Origin of the sequence: Cyanobium sp. A1C-AMD (assembly GCF_024346495.1) — a bacterium.
Taxonomy (GTDB): domain Bacteria; phylum Cyanobacteriota; class Cyanobacteriia; order PCC-6307; family Cyanobiaceae; genus Cyanobium_A; species Cyanobium_A usitatum.
The window spans coordinates 1-16,834 of sequence record NZ_JAGQDB010000055.1 but is presented as its reverse complement, the minus strand read 5'-3'; the positions used below and the strand labels follow the sequence as shown (position 1 = coordinate 16,834).

19 protein-coding genes are annotated in these 16,834 nt (G+C 61.4%); 8 read left to right on the top strand and 11 right to left on the bottom strand.

The window, feature by feature from the left end; all coding sequences use genetic code 11:
- Window positions 1-184 precede the first annotated feature (184 nt).
- On the top strand, window positions 185-1,156 hold the full coding sequence (locus KBY74_RS09760) for a hypothetical protein (RefSeq protein WP_254942533.1): 972 nt from the start codon (window positions 185-187) through the stop codon (window positions 1,154-1,156).
- Here the strand turns inward: KBY74_RS09760 and KBY74_RS09755 are convergent.
- The 4 genes from KBY74_RS09755 to KBY74_RS09740 are packed head-to-tail and all read right to left on the bottom strand — an operon-like array spanning window position 1,141 to window position 3,955.
- On the bottom strand, window positions 1,141-1,725 hold the full coding sequence (locus KBY74_RS09755; RefSeq protein ID WP_254942532.1) for a helix-turn-helix domain-containing protein: 585 nt from the start codon (window positions 1,723-1,725) through the stop codon (window positions 1,141-1,143). The genes KBY74_RS09760 and KBY74_RS09755 overlap by 16 nt on opposite strands.
- Before the next feature lie 60 nt (window positions 1,726-1,785).
- Window positions 1,786-2,847 (bottom strand): methyltransferase domain-containing protein, encoded by a 1,062-nt coding sequence (locus tag KBY74_RS09750; RefSeq protein ID WP_254942531.1) that lies wholly within the window; start codon window positions 2,845-2,847, stop codon window positions 1,786-1,788.
- Between the two features lie 27 nt (window positions 2,848-2,874).
- On the bottom strand, window positions 2,875-3,372 hold the full coding sequence (locus KBY74_RS09745) for a hypothetical protein (RefSeq protein WP_254942530.1): 498 nt from the start codon (window positions 3,370-3,372) through the stop codon (window positions 2,875-2,877).
- Between the two features lies 1 nt (window position 3,373).
- A complete protein-coding gene (locus KBY74_RS09740) occupies window positions 3,374-3,955 on the bottom strand; it encodes a hypothetical protein (protein ID WP_254942529.1) in 582 nt (193 codons plus the stop codon).
- Between the two features lie 127 nt (window positions 3,956-4,082).
- Here KBY74_RS09740 and KBY74_RS09735 point away from each other — a divergent pair, with 127 nt between their 5' ends.
- From KBY74_RS09735 to KBY74_RS09710, 6 genes are all read left to right on the top strand, one after another.
- Window positions 4,083-4,571 (top strand): Fur family transcriptional regulator, encoded by a 489-nt coding sequence (locus KBY74_RS09735; RefSeq protein ID WP_396111536.1) that lies wholly within the window; start codon window positions 4,083-4,085, stop codon window positions 4,569-4,571.
- A gap of 127 nt (window positions 4,572-4,698) precedes the next feature.
- Window positions 4,699-5,094, top strand: a complete 396-nt coding sequence (locus KBY74_RS09730; protein WP_254942528.1) for a DUF1622 domain-containing protein — start codon at window positions 4,699-4,701, stop codon at window positions 5,092-5,094.
- A complete protein-coding gene (locus KBY74_RS09725) occupies window positions 5,091-5,471 on the top strand; it encodes a YidH family protein (protein ID WP_254942527.1) in 381 nt (126 codons plus the stop codon). Before KBY74_RS09730 ends, KBY74_RS09725 begins: the two co-directional genes overlap by 4 nt.
- Window positions 5,472-5,520: 49 nt before the next feature.
- Window positions 5,521-6,381: a bile acid:sodium symporter gene (locus KBY74_RS09720; RefSeq protein ID WP_254942526.1), complete on the top strand. Its 861-nt coding sequence runs from the start codon at window positions 5,521-5,523 to the stop codon at window positions 6,379-6,381.
- A gap of 189 nt (window positions 6,382-6,570) precedes the next feature.
- The gene (locus KBY74_RS09715) at window positions 6,571-8,073 is read left to right on the top strand and encodes an arylsulfatase (RefSeq protein WP_254942525.1); all 1,503 of its coding nucleotides are present in this window, start codon (window positions 6,571-6,573) and stop codon (window positions 8,071-8,073) included.
- 10 nt (window positions 8,074-8,083) lie between these two features.
- The gene (locus tag KBY74_RS09710; RefSeq protein ID WP_254942524.1) at window positions 8,084-9,052 is read left to right on the top strand and encodes a formylglycine-generating enzyme family protein; all 969 of its coding nucleotides are present in this window, start codon (window positions 8,084-8,086) and stop codon (window positions 9,050-9,052) included.
- Here the strand turns inward: KBY74_RS09710 and mscL are convergent.
- From mscL to KBY74_RS09690, 4 genes are read right to left on the bottom strand one after another with little or no spacing between them, the layout of a single operon-like run.
- Window positions 9,032-9,409, bottom strand: a complete 378-nt coding sequence (gene mscL / locus KBY74_RS09705) for a large conductance mechanosensitive channel protein MscL (RefSeq protein WP_254942523.1) — start codon at window positions 9,407-9,409, stop codon at window positions 9,032-9,034. The two genes, KBY74_RS09710 and mscL, sit on opposite strands and share 21 nt — an antisense overlap.
- 4 nt (window positions 9,410-9,413) lie before the next feature.
- Complete coding sequence (locus KBY74_RS09700; RefSeq protein WP_254942522.1) at window positions 9,414-10,391, bottom strand: hypothetical protein; 978 nt, start codon at window positions 10,389-10,391, stop codon at window positions 9,414-9,416.
- On the bottom strand, window positions 10,357-11,343 hold the full coding sequence (locus tag KBY74_RS09695) for a hypothetical protein (protein WP_254942521.1): 987 nt from the start codon (window positions 11,341-11,343) through the stop codon (window positions 10,357-10,359). The genes KBY74_RS09700 and KBY74_RS09695 overlap by 35 nt, the downstream gene beginning before the upstream one ends.
- Window positions 11,340-11,915 carry a hypothetical protein gene (locus tag KBY74_RS09690; protein ID WP_254942520.1) on the bottom strand — a complete coding sequence of 192 codons (576 nt, stop codon included), beginning with the start codon at window positions 11,913-11,915 and terminating at the stop codon, window positions 11,340-11,342. The genes KBY74_RS09695 and KBY74_RS09690 overlap by 4 nt, the downstream gene beginning before the upstream one ends.
- 196 nt (window positions 11,916-12,111) lie before the next feature.
- On the opposite strand from KBY74_RS09690, the gene KBY74_RS09685 reads away from it, so the two are divergent.
- Window positions 12,112-12,708: a Crp/Fnr family transcriptional regulator gene (locus KBY74_RS09685; protein WP_254942519.1), complete on the top strand. Its 597-nt coding sequence runs from the start codon at window positions 12,112-12,114 to the stop codon at window positions 12,706-12,708.
- 1 nt (window position 12,709) lies between these two features.
- Here KBY74_RS09685 and KBY74_RS09680 read toward each other — a convergent pair whose 3' ends face one another.
- From KBY74_RS09680 to KBY74_RS09670, 3 genes are all read right to left on the bottom strand, one after another.
- A complete protein-coding gene (locus KBY74_RS09680; RefSeq protein ID WP_254942518.1) occupies window positions 12,710-14,155 on the bottom strand; it encodes an iron ABC transporter permease in 1,446 nt (481 codons plus the stop codon).
- A 120-nt stretch (window positions 14,156-14,275) separates the two neighbouring features.
- The gene (locus KBY74_RS09675) at window positions 14,276-15,229 is read right to left on the bottom strand and encodes an extracellular solute-binding protein (protein WP_254942517.1); all 954 of its coding nucleotides are present in this window, start codon (window positions 15,227-15,229) and stop codon (window positions 14,276-14,278) included.
- Window positions 15,230-15,461: 232 nt separating this feature from the next.
- Window positions 15,462-16,834, bottom strand: a 1,373-nt coding sequence (locus KBY74_RS09670; RefSeq protein WP_254942516.1) for an iron uptake porin, incomplete at its 5' end; no start/stop codon positions are given.

Below are 16,834 nucleotides of genomic sequence, written 5' to 3'. Positions count from 1 at the left end.
GAACAGCGACAACAGAGCCCGAGTATTTCACTGGCTGATGTCAAGAAAATGGGTCTCAGTTTCAACTGGGAAATCCGAGGCAAGAAAGTCACTGGCTATTGCAACGTCAATGGCAAAGGCAAGATCACGGAGTTCAAGCAGGGCCTGAATTGAACGAGCGGCCTTGGGCTGTAAAGCTGGTGGGATGGGTCTGATCCTCAATCACCACCTTGTGGAACCGGTGGCCCGGGGCTTGCTTGGATCCATCTCCTGCAGCGGTGGCCCCACCCCGGAGCAGCAGCGCCTCCTGCAGGCGCTGCTCACCCACCTCTGGGGGCGACCAGATCTGCGCATTGCAGCACTGGAGCCCATGGGCCCCGAGGAGCTGGCGGCCGCGCTGGGCGATCCGCCCACGCGGCGGGTGGCCCATCTGTTGCAGATGACCCTTGAGTTTTGCCGCCATCCCCAGACGGATCCCCAGCTTGCGCTGGGCCAGGCCTATGCCGAGGCCCTGGGGGTGAGCAGCGCCGCCCTAGAGGTGAGCCGCGATTGGTTGCTCCAGGGAGTCGACCAGGCGGCGGCGGATGTGGGCAGGATCTTCAACGCCTTTCTGCCCTTGCGCAGTGAGCCGGGTTTAGCGGAGCCGCTCGCTTCCGCTGACCAGCCAGAACCGGAGCTGGTGGCCCGGATTGGGGGCTTTGCCCAGCTCCCGGAGGGCAGCTTGGGTCGGGCGTTGCTTGGCTATTACGAGCGCTTCGGCTTCCCTCTGCCGGGCCAGGAGGCCTGCGCCCTCAACCACCTCTATCTGGCTCACGACATGACGCACGTGATCGCGGGGATCGCGGCCACCAGTGCGGGGGAGATTGCGCTCAGCGCCTTCCAGCTGGCCATGGACGACAACCCGATCAATGAAAGCGCCCTGCTCGCCTCCCTCGTGACCCATGAGGCCGGATTCGTGAGTGCAAACCCCACGCTCCAGCCGGAAGAGGCCAGCCTTGATAGCCCCTCGGCGGCCTACCTGCTGGCGTCGGAACTCAGACGGGGCAGCGCCTGTTCAGCCGATTTTTCCCTGGCCGACCATCTCGCCCTGGCTCCTCTTCCCCTGGGGGAGGTGCGGCGACGCTTCAATGTCTCCAGACCCATCCATCCCAGCGCGGTCGATCACCTGTTCTGGTAGCCCGGCCCGGTCTGTTGGCGCGTTTCGCGGGGGGATTCACCGCAGTAGCGGCGGTAGTCCGCTGCAGTGCTGCCACTGGCCAGCAGGCCCGTTTGCGCCATGAGCTCGGCGATGGAAACGGTGCGGTGATCAGGGTCCTGCAACAGCTGCCGCAGATATCGGAGCCGCAGCCGCTTCAACTCCGCCATCGGTGTATGGCCGAGCTCCTGCAGGAAGGCGTATTGCAGGGTGCGCGGCGACACTTCCACTGCCGCTGCCACCTGGAGAACCCCGCAGGGTTCATGGAGGTGGTGCCGCATCCATTGACGGGCGTCGGCCACGTAGGTGCGCCGGCGAACCGTAGTGATCCGTTCCCGTTTGTCGCCACGACAGGGCGCGCTCCGCTGCTCCCACTCGCGAAGGGCGTCTAGCAAGTTGGTGGCGGCATGCTTGGCGGGCGTGCGAAGCGTGCTGCGGTGCTCCCCCAGGGAGCTGCCGACTACGTTCTGCCACTCGTCAAAGTCGACGCTCTCGACCAGTGGCTTCAGCTCCGGTGCCTGAAACAGCGGTGGCAGCAGGGCGTTGTTCAAGCGCGGATTGCAGGCAAGGGAGGACGGTGGGTGCGCAGGCGGGGGGTGGAGTGCTGGCGTTCAGCAGCAGCTGGCCTGACTGGCAGAGCTGTTGCTGCTGCCCTCAGGGCTTGCCGTGAAGGGCAGGCTGCTGCCACAGCCGGGGAACAGGCCGAAGTGACCGCTGAAGTCGCCGATGAAGGCGAAATGGGGCGCAAACCGCGTGTTCTGCAGCATGCGGAAGCTGTTGCCGCACACCGGAAACACCCGCCCGGTTTCGATGGCGTGGTGGCTATCGAGGTCGAAGCGGTGGGGGTGGTGGGGGATCGTGCCGCGGTAGATCACGGCCTGGCCATGGTCTTCGCAGGCATCTTCCAGCTCGGCGATGTGGAACAGGCGGTAGGTGGCGGCATAGAAGCGGGCCTCGCCCACCAGCGGCGCCAGGGCTGGCTCCGTGATCAGGAGCTCGCGGTCGCTCACCAGCCGTGGGTCGGGGAAGCCGGCGCCCTTGGCGAGGCGCAGGAAGTCGTTCCAGTAGAGCGCTCCGCCCAGGCATTCGCCGTAGAGCACCGGATCGCGCCGCACCGCTTCAGGTAGGCGCCGATCGACGTACACATCGGAGAAGTACATCTCGCCGCCCGGCTTGAGCAGCCGTTTCACCCCCTGCAGCACCGCCGCTTTGTCGGTGGAGAGGTTGAGAACGCAGTTGCTCACCACCACATCGAAACTGCCGGGCTCCAGGGGCAGGGCCTCGAGGGCTTCGATCGTGCCTTCCAGAAACGACACGTTGGCGTAGCCGAACTGCTCGGCATGGAAGGCCAGGTGCTCGCGGGCCACCGCCAGCTGCTCCGCCGTCATGTCGACGCCCACCACCGAGCCGCTGGGCCCCACCAGCTGGGCCAGGGCGTAGACGTCCCGGCCCGTGCCGCAGCCCAGATCGAGGATGCGGCAGCCCTCCAGCAGGGGCGGGCACACCAGGCCGCAGCCGTAGTAGCGCGCCAGCACATCGGGGTGGATCCGGGCCAGCAGCGGCCGCAGCCAGTCCGGCACCGCATCGGCATCGCAGCAGGCGCTGGTTTTGAGGTCGGCCGTACCGGTGAGCTCCTGGCCGTAATAGGCCTGGACGGCGGCTTGGGTGGGCATGGCAGCTCGCGGCCTGGGGAGATGGGTTCAGTTTGCCTTCGGCGCCTCGGGGGCGGCGGCGGTGCAGGAGCGATCCAGGGTCTGCAGGTACCGATCCAGGGGTTCGCGGGCCATCAAGCGTGCCTCCGCCTCCCGCGGCCATTGGTCGGGCCGATAGAGCAGCTGCAGCTCGCGGCGATCCCGACGCCCCAGCTGGTGCAGCAGGGCATCGCTGCCCAGCAGGGGGGTGCCGCGCAGGCACAGCGACTGCACCGCATGCCAGCCCTCGTGCAGCAGGGTTTCCAGCTGGTTACCCCTGGGGCAGACCACTACCTCGCGCCGGCCGCGCACGTACAACCCAAAGAGCTGGGGCTCGGCGCAGCGGGGATGCTCCCGGCGGATCACGAACCCCCGCTGCTCAAAGGCGGCGATGGCCTCCTGCAGCTTGTCGCCCCTGGCGTTGGCCCCCAGGGGCTGCAGGAGCACCACTCCCAGCAGGGTGGCGCGGAACATCCCCCTACCCAGACTCCACCCCCGGCACGACATCTCAGTAAGTGTCGACCCGCATCGGCTTGAGCTGCCAGCTCGCCTCTCCCGGCACGAGCTTGTAGCTGATCTGCCGGGTGCCTCCAGTGGGCTTGGCATTGCTATCGCCGGGGCGGTAAATCGGGAATCGGCGGGCCAGGGTGAGCTCCACCACCGCGAATTCATCGTGGCCCTGGTAGCCCTGGGCCGCCTGCCCGCTGAGCTCCGGCATGTGAATCGTGGAGAGTGAGCGCCGCCCCTTGTTCAGGGCCCAACCCTCCACCGAGCCGTAGCTGCCGCTGCCGGCACTGGTGATGAACACATACACCTCGGGCAGTCCGTTGGCATCGAGGTCGGCCACCTCCACACCGCTGACGCTGCCGAGAATCTCCTGCCGAATCGGGGCAATGGCCTGGGGGGTGCCGCTGGTGGCGATGGTGAGTTGGCGCACCGAGCCCTCCCCCTTGCTGCTCACTGTGAAGGTGACTCCTTGAAGGGAGGCCCGGGTGGGGTTGGCGGGTGCTGCCAGGGCAGCGGCTGGGCCGCCGATGGCCAGCACCGCGGCGATTGCGTAACCCAGCAGGCGCGGATGGGAGTGGGTCATGGCAGGGGTGCCGACTCCCTGCAGTGTTATTGAGCCCTTGCGACCTGTCATTCCTTGTGGGGCGTCAGGATCAGATTTGGCACCTCTTCGCAACTACATCTATTGTTGAGAAGACTGGGATCACGCTGTGACCGCCCGACTCAGCCCTGGAGCCCAGCCCCCCGCTGCAACCCTTCCCGCCGGTGGAGATGGCCTGCGCTCCAGCCTGCACGATCGCGGCCAGAGGCTGACGCCCCAGCGCCAGCGGGTGTTGGCCCTGTTTGAGCGCATTGGTGAAGGCAGCCACCTGGGCGCTGAAGAGGTGCACCAGCGCCTGCTGCGCAGCGAGGAGCGGGTGTCGCTCGCCACCGTGTATCGCACCTTGCGGCTGCTCAGCTCCATGGGGCTGCTGCAGGAGCTGGAGCTCCCAGAGGGTGGTCGCCGCTTTGAGTTGGCCAGTGACGCCCACCGCGACCATCACCATCTGGTGTGTGTGCGTTGCGGCCGCACTGAGGAATTTGAAAATTCAGCGGTGCTCCAGGCTGGCGAGCAGGCCGCGGGCGCCTATGGCTTCCGCTTGCTTGAGTGCGTGCTCAACGTCCGGGCCCTCTGCCCCAGCTGTGCGGCGTCTGAGTAGTCCCGCATACACATAAAGGCAATCCCTAAGCGCAGCGTTTTGCAAATGCGTCGGCACAGCTGACGGCAGCGGCAGTGCTCCTTAGCTTTGGGAAAGCGAACGCATCCATGCTTGCCAGCTGCCTTCGATGCCTAGCTCCGAGCCCAGCTTGTTGGTTGTTTTTGATCAGGGACTAGCCACGTTGGCCATGGCCCTGCGCAGCGTGCTTGAGGCCCTCTCCCTGGGCACGGTGCTGCTCGGTTTGTTGATCACCCTGGGCCAAGCCTGGCAGGGCTGGCGTGCCCGGCGGCGCGGCTCCACTGCTTTTCAGGCGGTGAGGCTCACCTTCGGCAGCTGGTTGGCGATGGCCCTGGAGTTTCAGCTCGGGGCAGACATCGTGGCCACCTCCACTTCCCCCACCGGCGCCCATCTGGTGCAATTGGGCGTGGTGGCCGTGATCCGCACCTTGCTCAATGTGTTCTTGGCCCGTGATTTGGAGGCTGAAGCATCCCATCAATCCCTGAGCCCGGAGGGGCGCCGATGAATCTCACCAACGAACTGGCCAAGCAACGCAACCGGGATGCGGCCGAACGCACCCTCATGGCCTGGATCCGCACCTGTCTCTCGCTGATCAGCTTTGGCTTCGGCTTAGACAAGATCGTGGGAGCAATTGATCGTGCTGTCGGTGGCCAAGGTGCCCAGGTGGAGTGGGGAGTGCAGCTAGTGGCGGCGGCCTTCACGATCACCGGGATTCTCGCCATGGCGGGAGCCACGGTCCAATACCGCAAAGAGCTGCGCCGTCTCCATCAAGACGACTACGTCTACCGAGACAAGCCCCAAATAGCTGCCGCTACAGCTGTGATGCTCACTTTGATCGGTGTGCTGGCGCTGGGGCTGATTGCTGCCCGAGCCGGCAGCTAGGCCCTAGCCCGCTTTCTCTTTTTGATCTGCTGTTCCGCGCCTTGCTCCGATGGCTCAATCCCCGCCCCTGTTGGTTACTGCCACCCTGTTCGCGATCATGTTTGCCCTGGGGGTGGGCTTGCCCCTCGATGGCTTAGGTCGCTGGCAGCAGCACCGGGGTCTGCTGCTGCGTGGTCTCATCGGCACCTGCCTGCTCGTGCCTGTGGCAGCTGCGCTGTTGCTGTTGCTGCCGCCCACCATGGCCCTCTCCCAGCCGGCTCGATTTTCTATCGCCCTGATGGCTGTTTGCCCTAGTGCCCCCCTGCTGATGCGCAAGGCAGGCAAGCAAGGAGGGGATCGGATCCTGGCCGCCCTGCTCCAAGTGGCCGCAGCACTGGCGGCGATCATCACCATTCCCCTGCTGGCGAGCGGCTTCACCCGCATCTTTGGAGTTGAGGGTTGGCAGGTTCAGTCGCACCATGTAGCCGCGCAGGTGGCTCTGGTTCAGCTGCTCCCCCTGTTGCTGGGCTTGTTAGTGAGGCGCTTTGCGCCCAGCTGGGCAAGCCGACTAGAGCCCTCCCTCGATCGCCTCGCTAATGGGCTGCTGCTGCTGCTCGTGTTGGTGGTGCTCGGGAAAACGGCGCCGCTTTTGGTTACCTATGTGGGCGCCAATCTGATTGCCCTGCCGGTTATGGCGGCTCTGGTGTTGATCAGCCTGGCTTTGGGCTATGGCCTCGCTAACCGAGATCCCTGCCTGGGGGTCACCCTGGCATTAGTAACATCAATGCGTAACCCGGGTCTTGCGTTGTTGCTGGCTGGCATTTATGCCCCGGAAATGCCAGCCGTCAAACTTGGAATTCTGGTGTATCTATTGATAACTGTGCTGCTATCGATTCCATTTCTGAGGTGGCAGCGGAGTCTTCAGTCCTGAAATATGTTGGATGGCAATCGAGCTGGCGGATTTGCCCCTGGTATTGATTTTTTGCGTTTACGCCAATATTTGCATTTGCGCAAATAAATACTGGCCTGAATATTTGGGTGTGAAGAAGTGCATAGCTTTCCAGCGATGTGCTGCAGTCAATCCATCCTTTAAGCAGGCGTATTCGTCTTCTTGCTTCCCATGCCAAACGGAAAACCCAACGTTCTCATCCTCTGGGGTGACGACATCGGTCAAAGCAATCTGAGTTGCTACAGCGATGGCTTGATGGGCTATCAGACCCCCAATATTGACCGCGTAGCCAAGGAGGGTGGTCGCTTCATCCACTACTACGCCGAACAGAGCTGCACCGCTGGTCGTGCGGCTTTCATCTCCGGCCAGAGCGTCTTCCGCACCGGTCTCAGCAAGGTGGGGCTGCCTGGCGCTGAAGCTGGCTTTAAAGCGGAAGATCCCACCATCGCTGAACTGCTCAAGCCCCAGGGCTATCGCACCGGCCAGTTTGGCAAAAACCACTTCGGCGATCGCGATGAGCATCTGCCGACCATGCATGGTTTTGACGAGTTTTTCGGCAACCTCTATCACCTCAACGCCGAGGAGGAGCCGGAGCTGCGCGACTATCCCAAGCCTGAGGATTTCCCGAACTTCAAGGAGCGCTTCGGCCCCCGCGGTGTTTTGCATTGCTGGGCAAATGGTGATGGCAGCCAACGGATTGAAAACACCGGCCCCCTAACCCGTAAGAGGATGGAGACGGCCGATGATGAATTCATGGCTGAGGCAAAGCGTTTCATTCGCGATGCCGTTGCCTCTGGCGAGCCCTTCTTCGTCTGGTTCAACACCACCCACATGCACTTCCGCACCTATGCGCGTGCCCAGGATGTGGGCCGCAGCGGTCGCTGGCAGTCGGAGTATCACGACGTGATGATCTATCACGACGAGTGCATTGGTGAAATGCTCAACCTGCTCGACGAGTTGGGTGTCACCGACGACACCATCGTGATGTACGGCACCGATAACGGTCCCCACATGAACAGCTGGCCTGATGCCGGCATGACACCCTTCCGCAGCGAGAAGAACACCAATTGGGAAGGGGCTTATCGGGTGCCGGCCCTAGTGCGCTGGCCGGGGCACATCGCTCCAGGCACAATCTTCTCGGGTATCTGTAGCCACCTCGACTGGCTGCCCACTATCCTTGCCGCGGCCGGTGAGCCTGATATCAAGGAGAAGCTAAAAGCGGGCTATCAGGTCGGTAGCAAGACCTTCAAGGTGCACCTTGATGGTTACAACATGCTCGACTACTGGACCGGCCAGGCGGATAAGAGTCCCCGGGTGGAGTTCTTCTACTTCTCCGACGACGGCGACCTCACAGGCCTGCGTTACGACAACTGGAAGTTTGTGTTCATGGAGCAGCGCTCCCAGGGCACTTGCCAGATCTGGGCCGAACCGTTTACGGCTCTGCGGGTACCCAAGATCTTCAACCTGCTCACCGACCCCTATGAGCGCGCTGATGTGACATCAAACACCTATTGGGACTGGATGTTTGATCACATTTTCCTTCTGGTACCAGCCCAGACCTACGTAGCCCAGTTCCTTGCCACCTTCGCCGAATACCCGCCTCGCCAAAAGGCTGCCAGCTTCTCGCTGCAGCAGGTGATGGAGAAGATGGTGAATACTGTCGGCGGACCCTGATCCTGCCGCCATGTCAGCCGGCACCGCCCGATCCCCCGGTCGTCCCCCATTCCCTGGAATGGTGTGGATACCGGCGGGCGGCTTCCGGATGGGGTCAGACCACCACTACCCCGAGGAGGCTCCGGCCCATGACGTCGAGGTGGCTGGATTCTGGATCGATCGCACTCCCGTAACTAACGCCCAGTTTCGGAACTTTGTGAAGTCCACCGGCTACCGCACGCTGGCGGAGCAGCCAGCAAATCCCGCTCACTATCCCGGCGCCAATCAGGAACGATTGGCGCCGGCATCTATTGTTTTTGTTCCGCCTCCGGGCCCGCTGGGGCCTGGAAGCCACTACCGCTGGTGGCAATATCTTGCCGGAGCAAACTGGCGTCATCCGGAGGGACCGGGCAGCTCGATTAAGCGCCGCGAGCAGCATCCGGTGGTCCATGTCGCCTGGGACGACGTTTTTGCCTACGCCAGCTGGTGCGGCAAACAGCTGCCTACGGAGCAGGAATGGGAGCGGGCTGCTTGGGGCGGCCTGTGCAATGCCGAGTTTGCCTGGGGTGAAGAGCTCTATCCCGGTGGAGTTCCCCTAGCTAATACCTTTCAGGGTGATTTCCCCCACCACAACAGTCGCTTAGATGGCTACGAGCGCACCTCCCCTGTAGGTGCTTTTCCTACCAACGGCTATGGGTTAGTCGACATGATCGGCAATGTGTGGGAGTGGACCGATAGCTGGTATGGCCAGCACCAGCAGAGCACGGGAGCCTGTTGCGCCGATGCCGCCCAAGCCAAAGCGCGTGAAGCAAGCATCGATAGCCACTCCCAGCACGGCGAGCAACCACGCAAAGTGGTTAAGGGTGGTTCTTATTTATGTGCACCTAGCTATTGCCGTCGTTACCGACCAGCAGCCCGCATGGCCCAGGGGCTTGATACCTCCACGGGCCATATGGGTTTTCGCTGTGTGGTGAGGCCCTCAGAGCTGGCGACGCTCTAAAGCTTCTGCCAGGCGGGTAGCGGCAGCAGCGAGTTGAGCCTGGGGATCGGGAGCGGAGATCGGTCGTTCGCCACGCTTCATGGCTTCAATGCCGCGCACGATCAGGAACACCACGAAGGCGATCACGATGAAATTGATCAGCGCCACTATCACAGCTCCTGCTGGCCAAGCGCTGATAGCCGATACATTGGCAGCTTTCAAGGCAGGAGCAAGCAGTGAGGTCATCACAAGGCTGACGACCGCATCGACTACTTTGCCAAAAGCTCCACCGATAACTACGGCAACAGCGAGATCTACAACATTGCCTTTGTTGACGAAGTCCTTGAAGTCTGTGAGAAAATTAGAACGGCGTTTCATTGAATTAGAAGAAGAATTTCAGGCCAATTTCAAAGCCATTTCGATAGCTGCTGTAGCCACTATCGGGAATGTCGCCAGTATTGTAGTTGATCCCCGCATACCGCCAGGAAATATTTAGATCTGTGTTGTTGCCCACTGCATAGCCAAGGCCAACTTGGGCGTTTCCGGAAAGATCTTCTGATCCACTTAGCCCAAAGCCACCGATGTCGGCGCGGGCAAACGCGCGTAAGCGGGGAGACATGAAAATCGTAGCCTGGGTTCCCAAAAGAGGTTGAACCCAGGTGCGTCCAAAGTTGCCTTGTTGTTGGAAACTGACTCGACCTCCACTGCCTTGAATCTGGGCTGCCACATCCAACTGGGCATCGATTATGCGTATGCCGGCATAGGGGATTAGGCTGAATTGCCCCGGCTTGCCCACCGCAGCTTCTCGATCCCCAAAGCGATAGCGCAGGGCAAGGTCGTAAATACCCTGAGTAGCTGTGACTTCAGCGCTCCCCGTGAAGATTCCACGCCGGCCGGTCGTTGATTCGTATTGCCCAAGTTTGACGTAATCCAGATCGACCAAAAGACCAAGGCGATCCTTTTCGATGCTGCCGCGTAGGGAAGTGGCCCACTTCAGTTTTGAAAGAACATCACCAAGATTTAGATCGGTGTCGGCACTGAAGTTTCTTGTCCCATTTGAGACAGTAGTTGTTCCAGTAGTGCTGATCGGCGCAAAGCCATATAGCTCGATGGTGCTCGCCCAAGGGGAGGCGGGTTGCGCTGGCTGGTTGCTGGAGGCAGCGGGATCAGACGGCTGTGCACGTAGTTCACTTGTTAGGCCACCGACCAGGGTGAGGCCTATCAAGATGGGTATCGATCTGGCCCGGTGCATGGCTTGCATTTTTGCCATCAAAATAATTGGATCTGCCGCTGCTAGGGCGACAGATCCATGGTTTGTTAGCCGCTTAAACCGATCCGTATGCCACTTGGCAGGCAGCATTTAGCAGTTCGGCTTCTTCGGCGTTGCTGGGCTCTTGACCGTTGATTGTGCCCTGGTTGCAGTTGGCAGTCAGTTGGTAGTTGCTGCCATTGGCCTGCATTACAAAGCTAACTGAATTGCTGCCGGATGGTTGAACAGTTCCGTATAGCAATTGGTAGTTTGTGTTGGGTACCACGATGTAGGTGGTATTGCTGCTGACAGCATTGTCAACGGCGTTGTTGATAACTGCTGCAGTGGCGAGAGTTGCCACGCCCCAGGCCGCTGCCCGAGCACCCCACCAGCCCCAAGTTGGGGTGGACCAGCCGCCGTACCAGCCGTAGTTCCAGGGCCGCGCCACTCCCCATCCGGGCCTTGCCCAGCCGGGACGAACGTTGACATTATTGATATTGACGTTGCGGTTCCAGTTGCGATTTACATCCCGGTTTACGTTCCGGTTTACATTCCGGTTTACATCGCGGTTGAGGTTGCGATTGCCATCGCGGTTGGCCATCCGGTCACCTCCCTGGCCAGCACCTGGTAGCTGACGTGTGCCTGCCGCCGGTCGGTTAACGGCCGCTGGTCGGTTCAAGGAAGGTCCCCCGGCCCCACCTGCGCCAGCACCAACTCTTGCGTTGTTGCTCCAGCCACCTGCTGGTTTGGTCGAACCGCGGTTAAGGCCCGCTCCGGCATTGCTGAAGCCGCTGTTGCCACCGGCGCGCATGCCACTGCCACCTCCACGGGAGCCACCACCGCCACCGCCAAGGGACCCGCCTCGGGATCCGCCACCACCACCGCCGCCGCCACGGGATCCTCCACCACCTCCGCGGGCAAGCAGTTGGGCTGTGCCGCTATCCGGCATGGCGTTATTCAGCATGGGCCGATCGAAGGCAAACGCTGTGCCGATCGGTAGGGCCAACACTCCCGCCAGCGCCAGTCCGAGGCCGCTCCACGGTGTGTTCAGAGCACGGGTCATTTGCCCACCCCCTTGCAGCCGTCGTCGTAGCAGGTGAGATCTATGCGGCCATCAGCGCCGAACTGGACCTTGATCAGGTCGCGGCCTGCCGTTGAGTCAGGGCGATCTTCCTTAACACTGTTGAGGTAATTGGGGTTGATCACGCACAGGTCACGCCCGTTAAAGCAGATCGTGTTCGTAGAGAAGCGGGCCGCTGCTGAGTCGAGGTTTTTCCAGGTTTTGGTGCTGTCAACCCAGACACTCATGCGCACTGGGCTATCGGTTATTCGAATCGTTTCGACCTTTTTGCCGATGCTGTGCCGGTAGAGGGTTGCATTGCCCTCGTTTACTGCTTCCACCACGCAGGCCTGCGGTTCACCGCCTTTGATGCTGCACTTGGTGTCGAGTTTGTAGAGGGTTTCTGATTGGGCCAGGGCTGGAGCTGCCGCCAGCAGGCTCGCGGCAGCGGCCAGCAGGCCGATGCGGCTGCACATGGGGTTGCGGTTCAACATGAAGGGAAAATCCCCAACGTCGGTGGGAAGCAGTTCCAGGATGCCTATGGCCGAGGATTTTGGCCGCAAGTTGTTGCCCATAGCTACAAATGCTGACTTTGCATGCGCTACGGGATGCCATCGGTGAATAAGTAGACAAAAAGCGCAATTGCAAGTGTGCTGGCCTGGAGCGCGCGCTCGGCTCACTTGCAATTGCTTGTTGTTATTGAGAATCGCTTGCAAAAGGCGGCGTTCTTGTTTAGGTTGCGAGTCATTCGCAATAAGCCTTGCCGCGGCTATGAGTTTTCGCTTTCTGCCAGCCGATTCCCTCGCCGCCGTGCGCATGCCGGTTGGGCAAACCGTGCTGCTAAACCCCGCCCTGCTCCCCTCTGGCAGCTGCATTGAGGTGCTGGACGGGGTGGCTCGCGTTTATTGCCCCTGCGAGGAAACTGAGGGGATGACCTTGGCTTTCCTGCAGGCGGGGGATCAGCTGTGCACCGAGCGCCTCTGCAGTGAGGGCGTCTGCGTTGAGGCGCTCACGCCTTTGAGTTTCCGCAGTGACGCCACGCTCCGACAGGGCGATGGCTTTGATGCCGTCAATGAATGGACCTTGCAGCTACTGCGCATCCGTCACTTAGGCAGCGCTGATCAGCGGCTACATGCATTGTTTGGTCTGCTGGTGCGCCGACTCGGTCGTCGCTGCGGTAGCTGGTGTGATCTGCCGTTTCGTCTCACCCATGAACGGATCGGTGAATTGATCGGCACCACCCGGGTTACCACCACTCGGCTGATTTCACGGATTCGCCAGGCCCAGCTGCTCGAGGCTCCCATTGGCGAGGTCGGCATGCGCCTGGCACCGGAACTAGTTGATTCCGCCCCTTTGGCTGCTGCCTGATTTAGTCGCGCTGCTCCAGGGTGGGCACTAGGGCAAGTGCCGCTAGCAAGCCAAACGCCATGATCATTACGGCGGGTGCCATTGCGGCACCCACCCTTTCGTCACTGGCGTATTGGAATACACGCACCGCCAGGGTGTCGAAATCGAAGGGCCGCAGGGCCAGGGTGATTGGCAGTTCTTTAACCACATCTACAAACACCAGCAGTGATCCCACCAGCAGTGGCCCCCGCAGCAGGGGCAGGTGAATCCGCCGCAATACCGCCAGCCAGTCGCAGCCCAGGCTGGTCGCCGTTTCGTCGATGCTTGGGGGTATGCGCTCAAGCGCAGCATCAAGCCCCTGCTTTGAAACAGCGATGAAGCGGTCGCCGTAGCCCCAGAGCAACAGCAGCACGGAGCTGAAGCCGAGGGGGCCGCCCAGCATGATCAGCCCCAGGGCCAGCACACTGCCGGGAATGGCGTATCCCAAGCCGGCGATAAAGCTGAGCTGTTGCACCAGCGGCTGGGGGCTCCAGCGCCGGCAGATGGCCAGCAGCAGCGAACCCAGGCAGGTCACCGCAGTGGCAATCAGGGCCAGACCGAGGCTGCGGCTTGCGAGCTGGCCCAGTTCTGCGAACGATTCGCTCTGCAGCCCTTGCCAGCCCTGCTGAATCCAGAGGGCGGGAATGGCCACAGCGATAAGGGGTGGCAGCACACAGAACAATTGGGCTAGGGCGGCGCGCCAGCCCGCCAAATGCCAAACATGGGCGCTGCCCGTTCCGCCTTCCAGGTTCCAGCGCCGACTGCGTTGGCGCAATTGACGTTCGCTGGCGATTAAAACCGCCACGATCGCCAGAGCCACCAGTGATAGCAACGCCGCACCCTGGGGATCGCCATCCACCTGCCAGCGATCGAGGATGCCGGCCGAGAGGCTGGGCACGCCAAGCAGCCGCACGGCGCCGAGATCGTTCACCACCTCCATGGCGCTGAGGGCAATGCCGGCGCCGATCGAGGGCAGGGCAATTGGCAGGGCGACGCGAAAAAAACTTCTCCAGGGGCCCACGCCAAGGCTGCGGCTGGCTTCCAGTAGCCGCCTGCCACTAACAGAGAAGCTCTCGGTGCTCAGCAGAAATACATAGCTGTAGTTAGCCAGGGTGAGCAGCACGATGGCCCAGCCCAGGCCATGGATGCGCAGGCCCCGATAGCTGCCCCAGTCGATCAGGCTGGCGGCCAGCAGGTAGGCAGGGAAGGCCATTGGCACCAGTTGGGCGATGCGCAGCCAGCGGCGGCCTGGGAAGCGGCAAACCGCGGTGAGCCAGCCGATGGCAGTTCCCACAACGGCACCTAAGAGACCCTCCCCTGCAACCAGCAGCAAGGTGCCCCGCACCTGTCTGAGACCGTCAAATCCCAGCTCCAGCCTGCTTTCGCCCCTGTTGATCAACACGTCTTTCACCAGGGTGAGCAGGGGCAATAGGGCGAGCCCACTCGCCAAAATCACAACCAGTAAGAGCCAGGTCCGGCTGCTGGAGCGGCCCGGCCCCTGCCCTGGGGCGCACTGGATCGTGGAGGGCGTCAACGCGATGCCAAATCGTTACTCCCAGCCAGCCTGCGTCATCAGTTGCACCGCTTCGCGGTTGCGGCGGCCCAGCTGCTCCATGGACACCGGTGAAGCCTTAAAAGTGCCGAATGCCTTCAGGGTCGGGTTGTTGCCCCAGCCCTTGAGGGGGTATTCGTTGTTGGCGGCGGCGTAGCCCTCTCCTGATTGGGGTGAAACCAGGAACTCGAGCAGACGTTGCGCACCCTCTGGGTTGCGGGAGCTGCGTGTGACGCCACCGGCCGAAATATTGACGTGCGTGGGGTTGGGCCACACAACTTTCAGCTTCGCAGCGGTGCTGCGCTCAGTGCTGTTCTTGTCTTGCAGCATGCGCGCTAGGTAGTACTGATTGGCTACAGCAGCGCCGCATTCTCCCTGTCCCACGGCCCGCAGCATGGGGGTGTCTGAGGTAAAGAAGGGCCTTTTGGTGTTGGCGAGCATGCCCTGCAGCCATTGCTGGGTGGCAGGTTTGCCGCGCCGCACCAGCTCATCGGCCGTGAGCGACTGGTTGTAGACGCTGGCGCGGTTGCGTAGGCAGAGCTTGCCTTTGAGCTCCGGACGGCTGAGGTCGGAGTAGCTGCGGATCAGGCCGGGCTTCACGATTGCTGGGTTGACCATTACGGGGCGGGCCCGGCGGGTCAGGGCAAACCACTGGCCTTTGGGGTCCCGCAGGTTGGCCGGCACGTCCTTGTTGAGTTCAGCGGAGCGAATCGACCTAAACAGATTGGCCTCCTGGGCTCGGTAAATTCGGGCCGCATCCACCAGTACCAGCAAGTCGGCTTTGCTGTTGTTGCCCTCGCTCTTCAGGCGCTGGATCAGCTCGTCATCTTTACCCTCCAGCAGGTTCACCTTGATGCCGGTGCGTCGGGTGAACTCGCTATAGAGCTGTTTATCAGTGTTGTAGTGGCGTCCGGAATAGACATTCACTTCCTGGGGGCGGTTCTGGGCCATGCCCGCTACCCCGATGGCACCAGCAAGGGTGGTAGCGGCCAGGGCACAAAAGCCAAGGTGTTGGCCCCAGGGGCGTGAGCCTAGGCGGCTAGCGCTGGGTGGGTGAGTCACGTTTGAAATGGATCTGGCGTCGACAATGCACTCAGGCTACGAACGCTCACGCCTGCCCCCTGTGATCAATGCAAGCCTTGGACGTAACTATTGCTACGCCCAAGGTGGATTTGCTTCTAGATCAGAAGCGGAACTGGGTTTGAATCACTCCACCCCAGAGATCTTTGTCATTCACCTGGTTAGAACTGTTGGTGATATAGAAGAGCCCTGGAGTGATTGAGATGTTGTCAGTTACCTGGAACTTGTAGAAGAGCTCAAGAGAGAGGGGATCATCTACACCGCTTCCAGCACTGGGGTTCTGGCCAATTGCCACACCGGCGATGTTGCCCCTAACGAAGGCATCATCCCACTGCAAGCCGACGTACCAGGACTGGGAATCGGCGGCTCCAGCTACGCCCCCGGATATATCAGTGAAGCCATAACCAGCGCTGATCGAGGGAATGATGCCGCTTTCAAGGGGCTGCCAGTAGCCAGCTACGGAGAAGCTGTTGGAGCTCTGGCCAGAGCTCAGGTTGCTGTTTGCTGTGCCGTTGGCATTGACGGTGCGGGTGCCGGTGGTGCCGTTGCGGTAAGCGATGGCTGCTCCCCAGTTGGGGGCCTTATAGCCGATCTGGGCCGTGGTGTTGAGGCTGCCATCGCTGTCGAAGATGCCCTCGTTTGAAATCTCACCATCCTGGGCGATGTAGTTGAGCGAGGCGTTCCAGAAGCCCTTCCCTTTCGCTACCTGTTGCTTCCAAACAGCGCCAAATCCCTGGCCGGTCACTTTGTTGTATGCACCAGGGGTGCCAGCCACGGCAAAGAAATCGAGCAGCTGGGAGCGGTAGGCGGTGGGGATGAAGGCGAGAATTTCAGTGTTGCGCACCAGGGCACCGGCGGTAAGCGTGAATTGCTTGCCCACCGGGAACTGGTAATAGAGGCGATCGATCGACAACGTATCGATGCCACCAACGCCTGATGCTCCCGCATTAGTGCTGGAGGCCTTGTCCAACTTGAACAGACTGTCTCCAGCGTTGAAGGGGCTGAAGGCCGTGAAATTCCCAGAGCGCAGGCGGGTTCGGAGCAGGTCCTTGCCGGTGAAGCTGGTGTCCAGATTCAGGCGCAGATCATAATTGAAGGTGGCGCGATCCTGCCTGCCAACAGCAACGGGAGGAGTTCCCACCTTCGTGTCCGAGTTGTAGTCGGGTACTCCTCCCAGGATGAAGTTCACCTCGCCCTTGAGCTTGGTGGTGGTGGAAAACTGCTGGGCCTCCAATGTGCCCACCTTGGCCTCAAGTCCGTCGACGCGGCCCTTCAGCACCGTTAGTTCCTTCTTGAATTCATCCATCAACCTCTGCAGTTCGTCGGTCACTTCGGTGACACGGTCGAGGCAGGCATTCAAAAGGGCTGCTGCCTCGTAGCGGGTCATGGCCTGGCCACCCTTGTAGGTCCCGTTGGGATAGCCGGCCACGCAGCCGTACTTTTCCACCAAGTTGGTCAGTGCTTGGTAAGCCCAGT

Bases quoted from the DNA above. Each gene is read 5' to 3' on its own strand.
- KBY74_RS09740 (WP_254942529.1), bottom strand. From the start codon at position 3,955: ATGACCCACTCCCATCCGCGCCTGCTGGGTTACGCAATCGCCGCGGTG.
- KBY74_RS09760 (WP_254942533.1), top strand. From the start codon at position 185: ATGGGTCTGATCCTCAATCACCACCTTGTGGAACCGGTGGCCCGGGGC.
- KBY74_RS09715 (WP_254942525.1), top strand. From the start codon at position 6,571: ATGCCAAACGGAAAACCCAACGTTCTCATCCTCTGGGGTGACGACATC.
- KBY74_RS09685 (WP_254942519.1), top strand. From the start codon at position 12,112: ATGAGTTTTCGCTTTCTGCCAGCCGATTCCCTCGCCGCCGTGCGCATG.
- KBY74_RS09675 (WP_254942517.1), bottom strand. From the start codon at position 15,229: ATGGCCCAGAACCGCCCCCAGGAAGTGAATGTCTATTCCGGACGCCAC.
- KBY74_RS09725 (WP_254942527.1), top strand. From the start codon at position 5,091: ATGAATCTCACCAACGAACTGGCCAAGCAACGCAACCGGGATGCGGCC.
- KBY74_RS09720 (WP_254942526.1), top strand. From the start codon at position 5,521: ATGGCTCAATCCCCGCCCCTGTTGGTTACTGCCACCCTGTTCGCGATC.
- KBY74_RS09690 (WP_254942520.1), bottom strand. From the start codon at position 11,915: ATGGGCAACAACTTGCGGCCAAAATCCTCGGCCATAGGCATCCTGGAA.
- KBY74_RS09700 (WP_254942522.1), bottom strand. From the start codon at position 10,391: ATGCTGCCTGCCAAGTGGCATACGGATCGGTTTAAGCGGCTAACAAAC.
- mscL (WP_254942523.1), bottom strand. From the start codon at position 9,409: ATGAAACGCCGTTCTAATTTTCTCACAGACTTCAAGGACTTCGTCAAC.
- KBY74_RS09710 (WP_254942524.1), top strand. From the start codon at position 8,084: ATGTCAGCCGGCACCGCCCGATCCCCCGGTCGTCCCCCATTCCCTGGA.
- KBY74_RS09750 (WP_254942531.1), bottom strand. From the start codon at position 2,847: ATGCCCACCCAAGCCGCCGTCCAGGCCTATTACGGCCAGGAGCTCACC.
- KBY74_RS09730 (WP_254942528.1), top strand. From the start codon at position 4,699: ATGCCTAGCTCCGAGCCCAGCTTGTTGGTTGTTTTTGATCAGGGACTA.
- KBY74_RS09695 (WP_254942521.1), bottom strand. From the start codon at position 11,343: ATGACCCGTGCTCTGAACACACCGTGGAGCGGCCTCGGACTGGCGCTG.
- KBY74_RS09745 (WP_254942530.1), bottom strand. From the start codon at position 3,372: ATGTCGTGCCGGGGGTGGAGTCTGGGTAGGGGGATGTTCCGCGCCACC.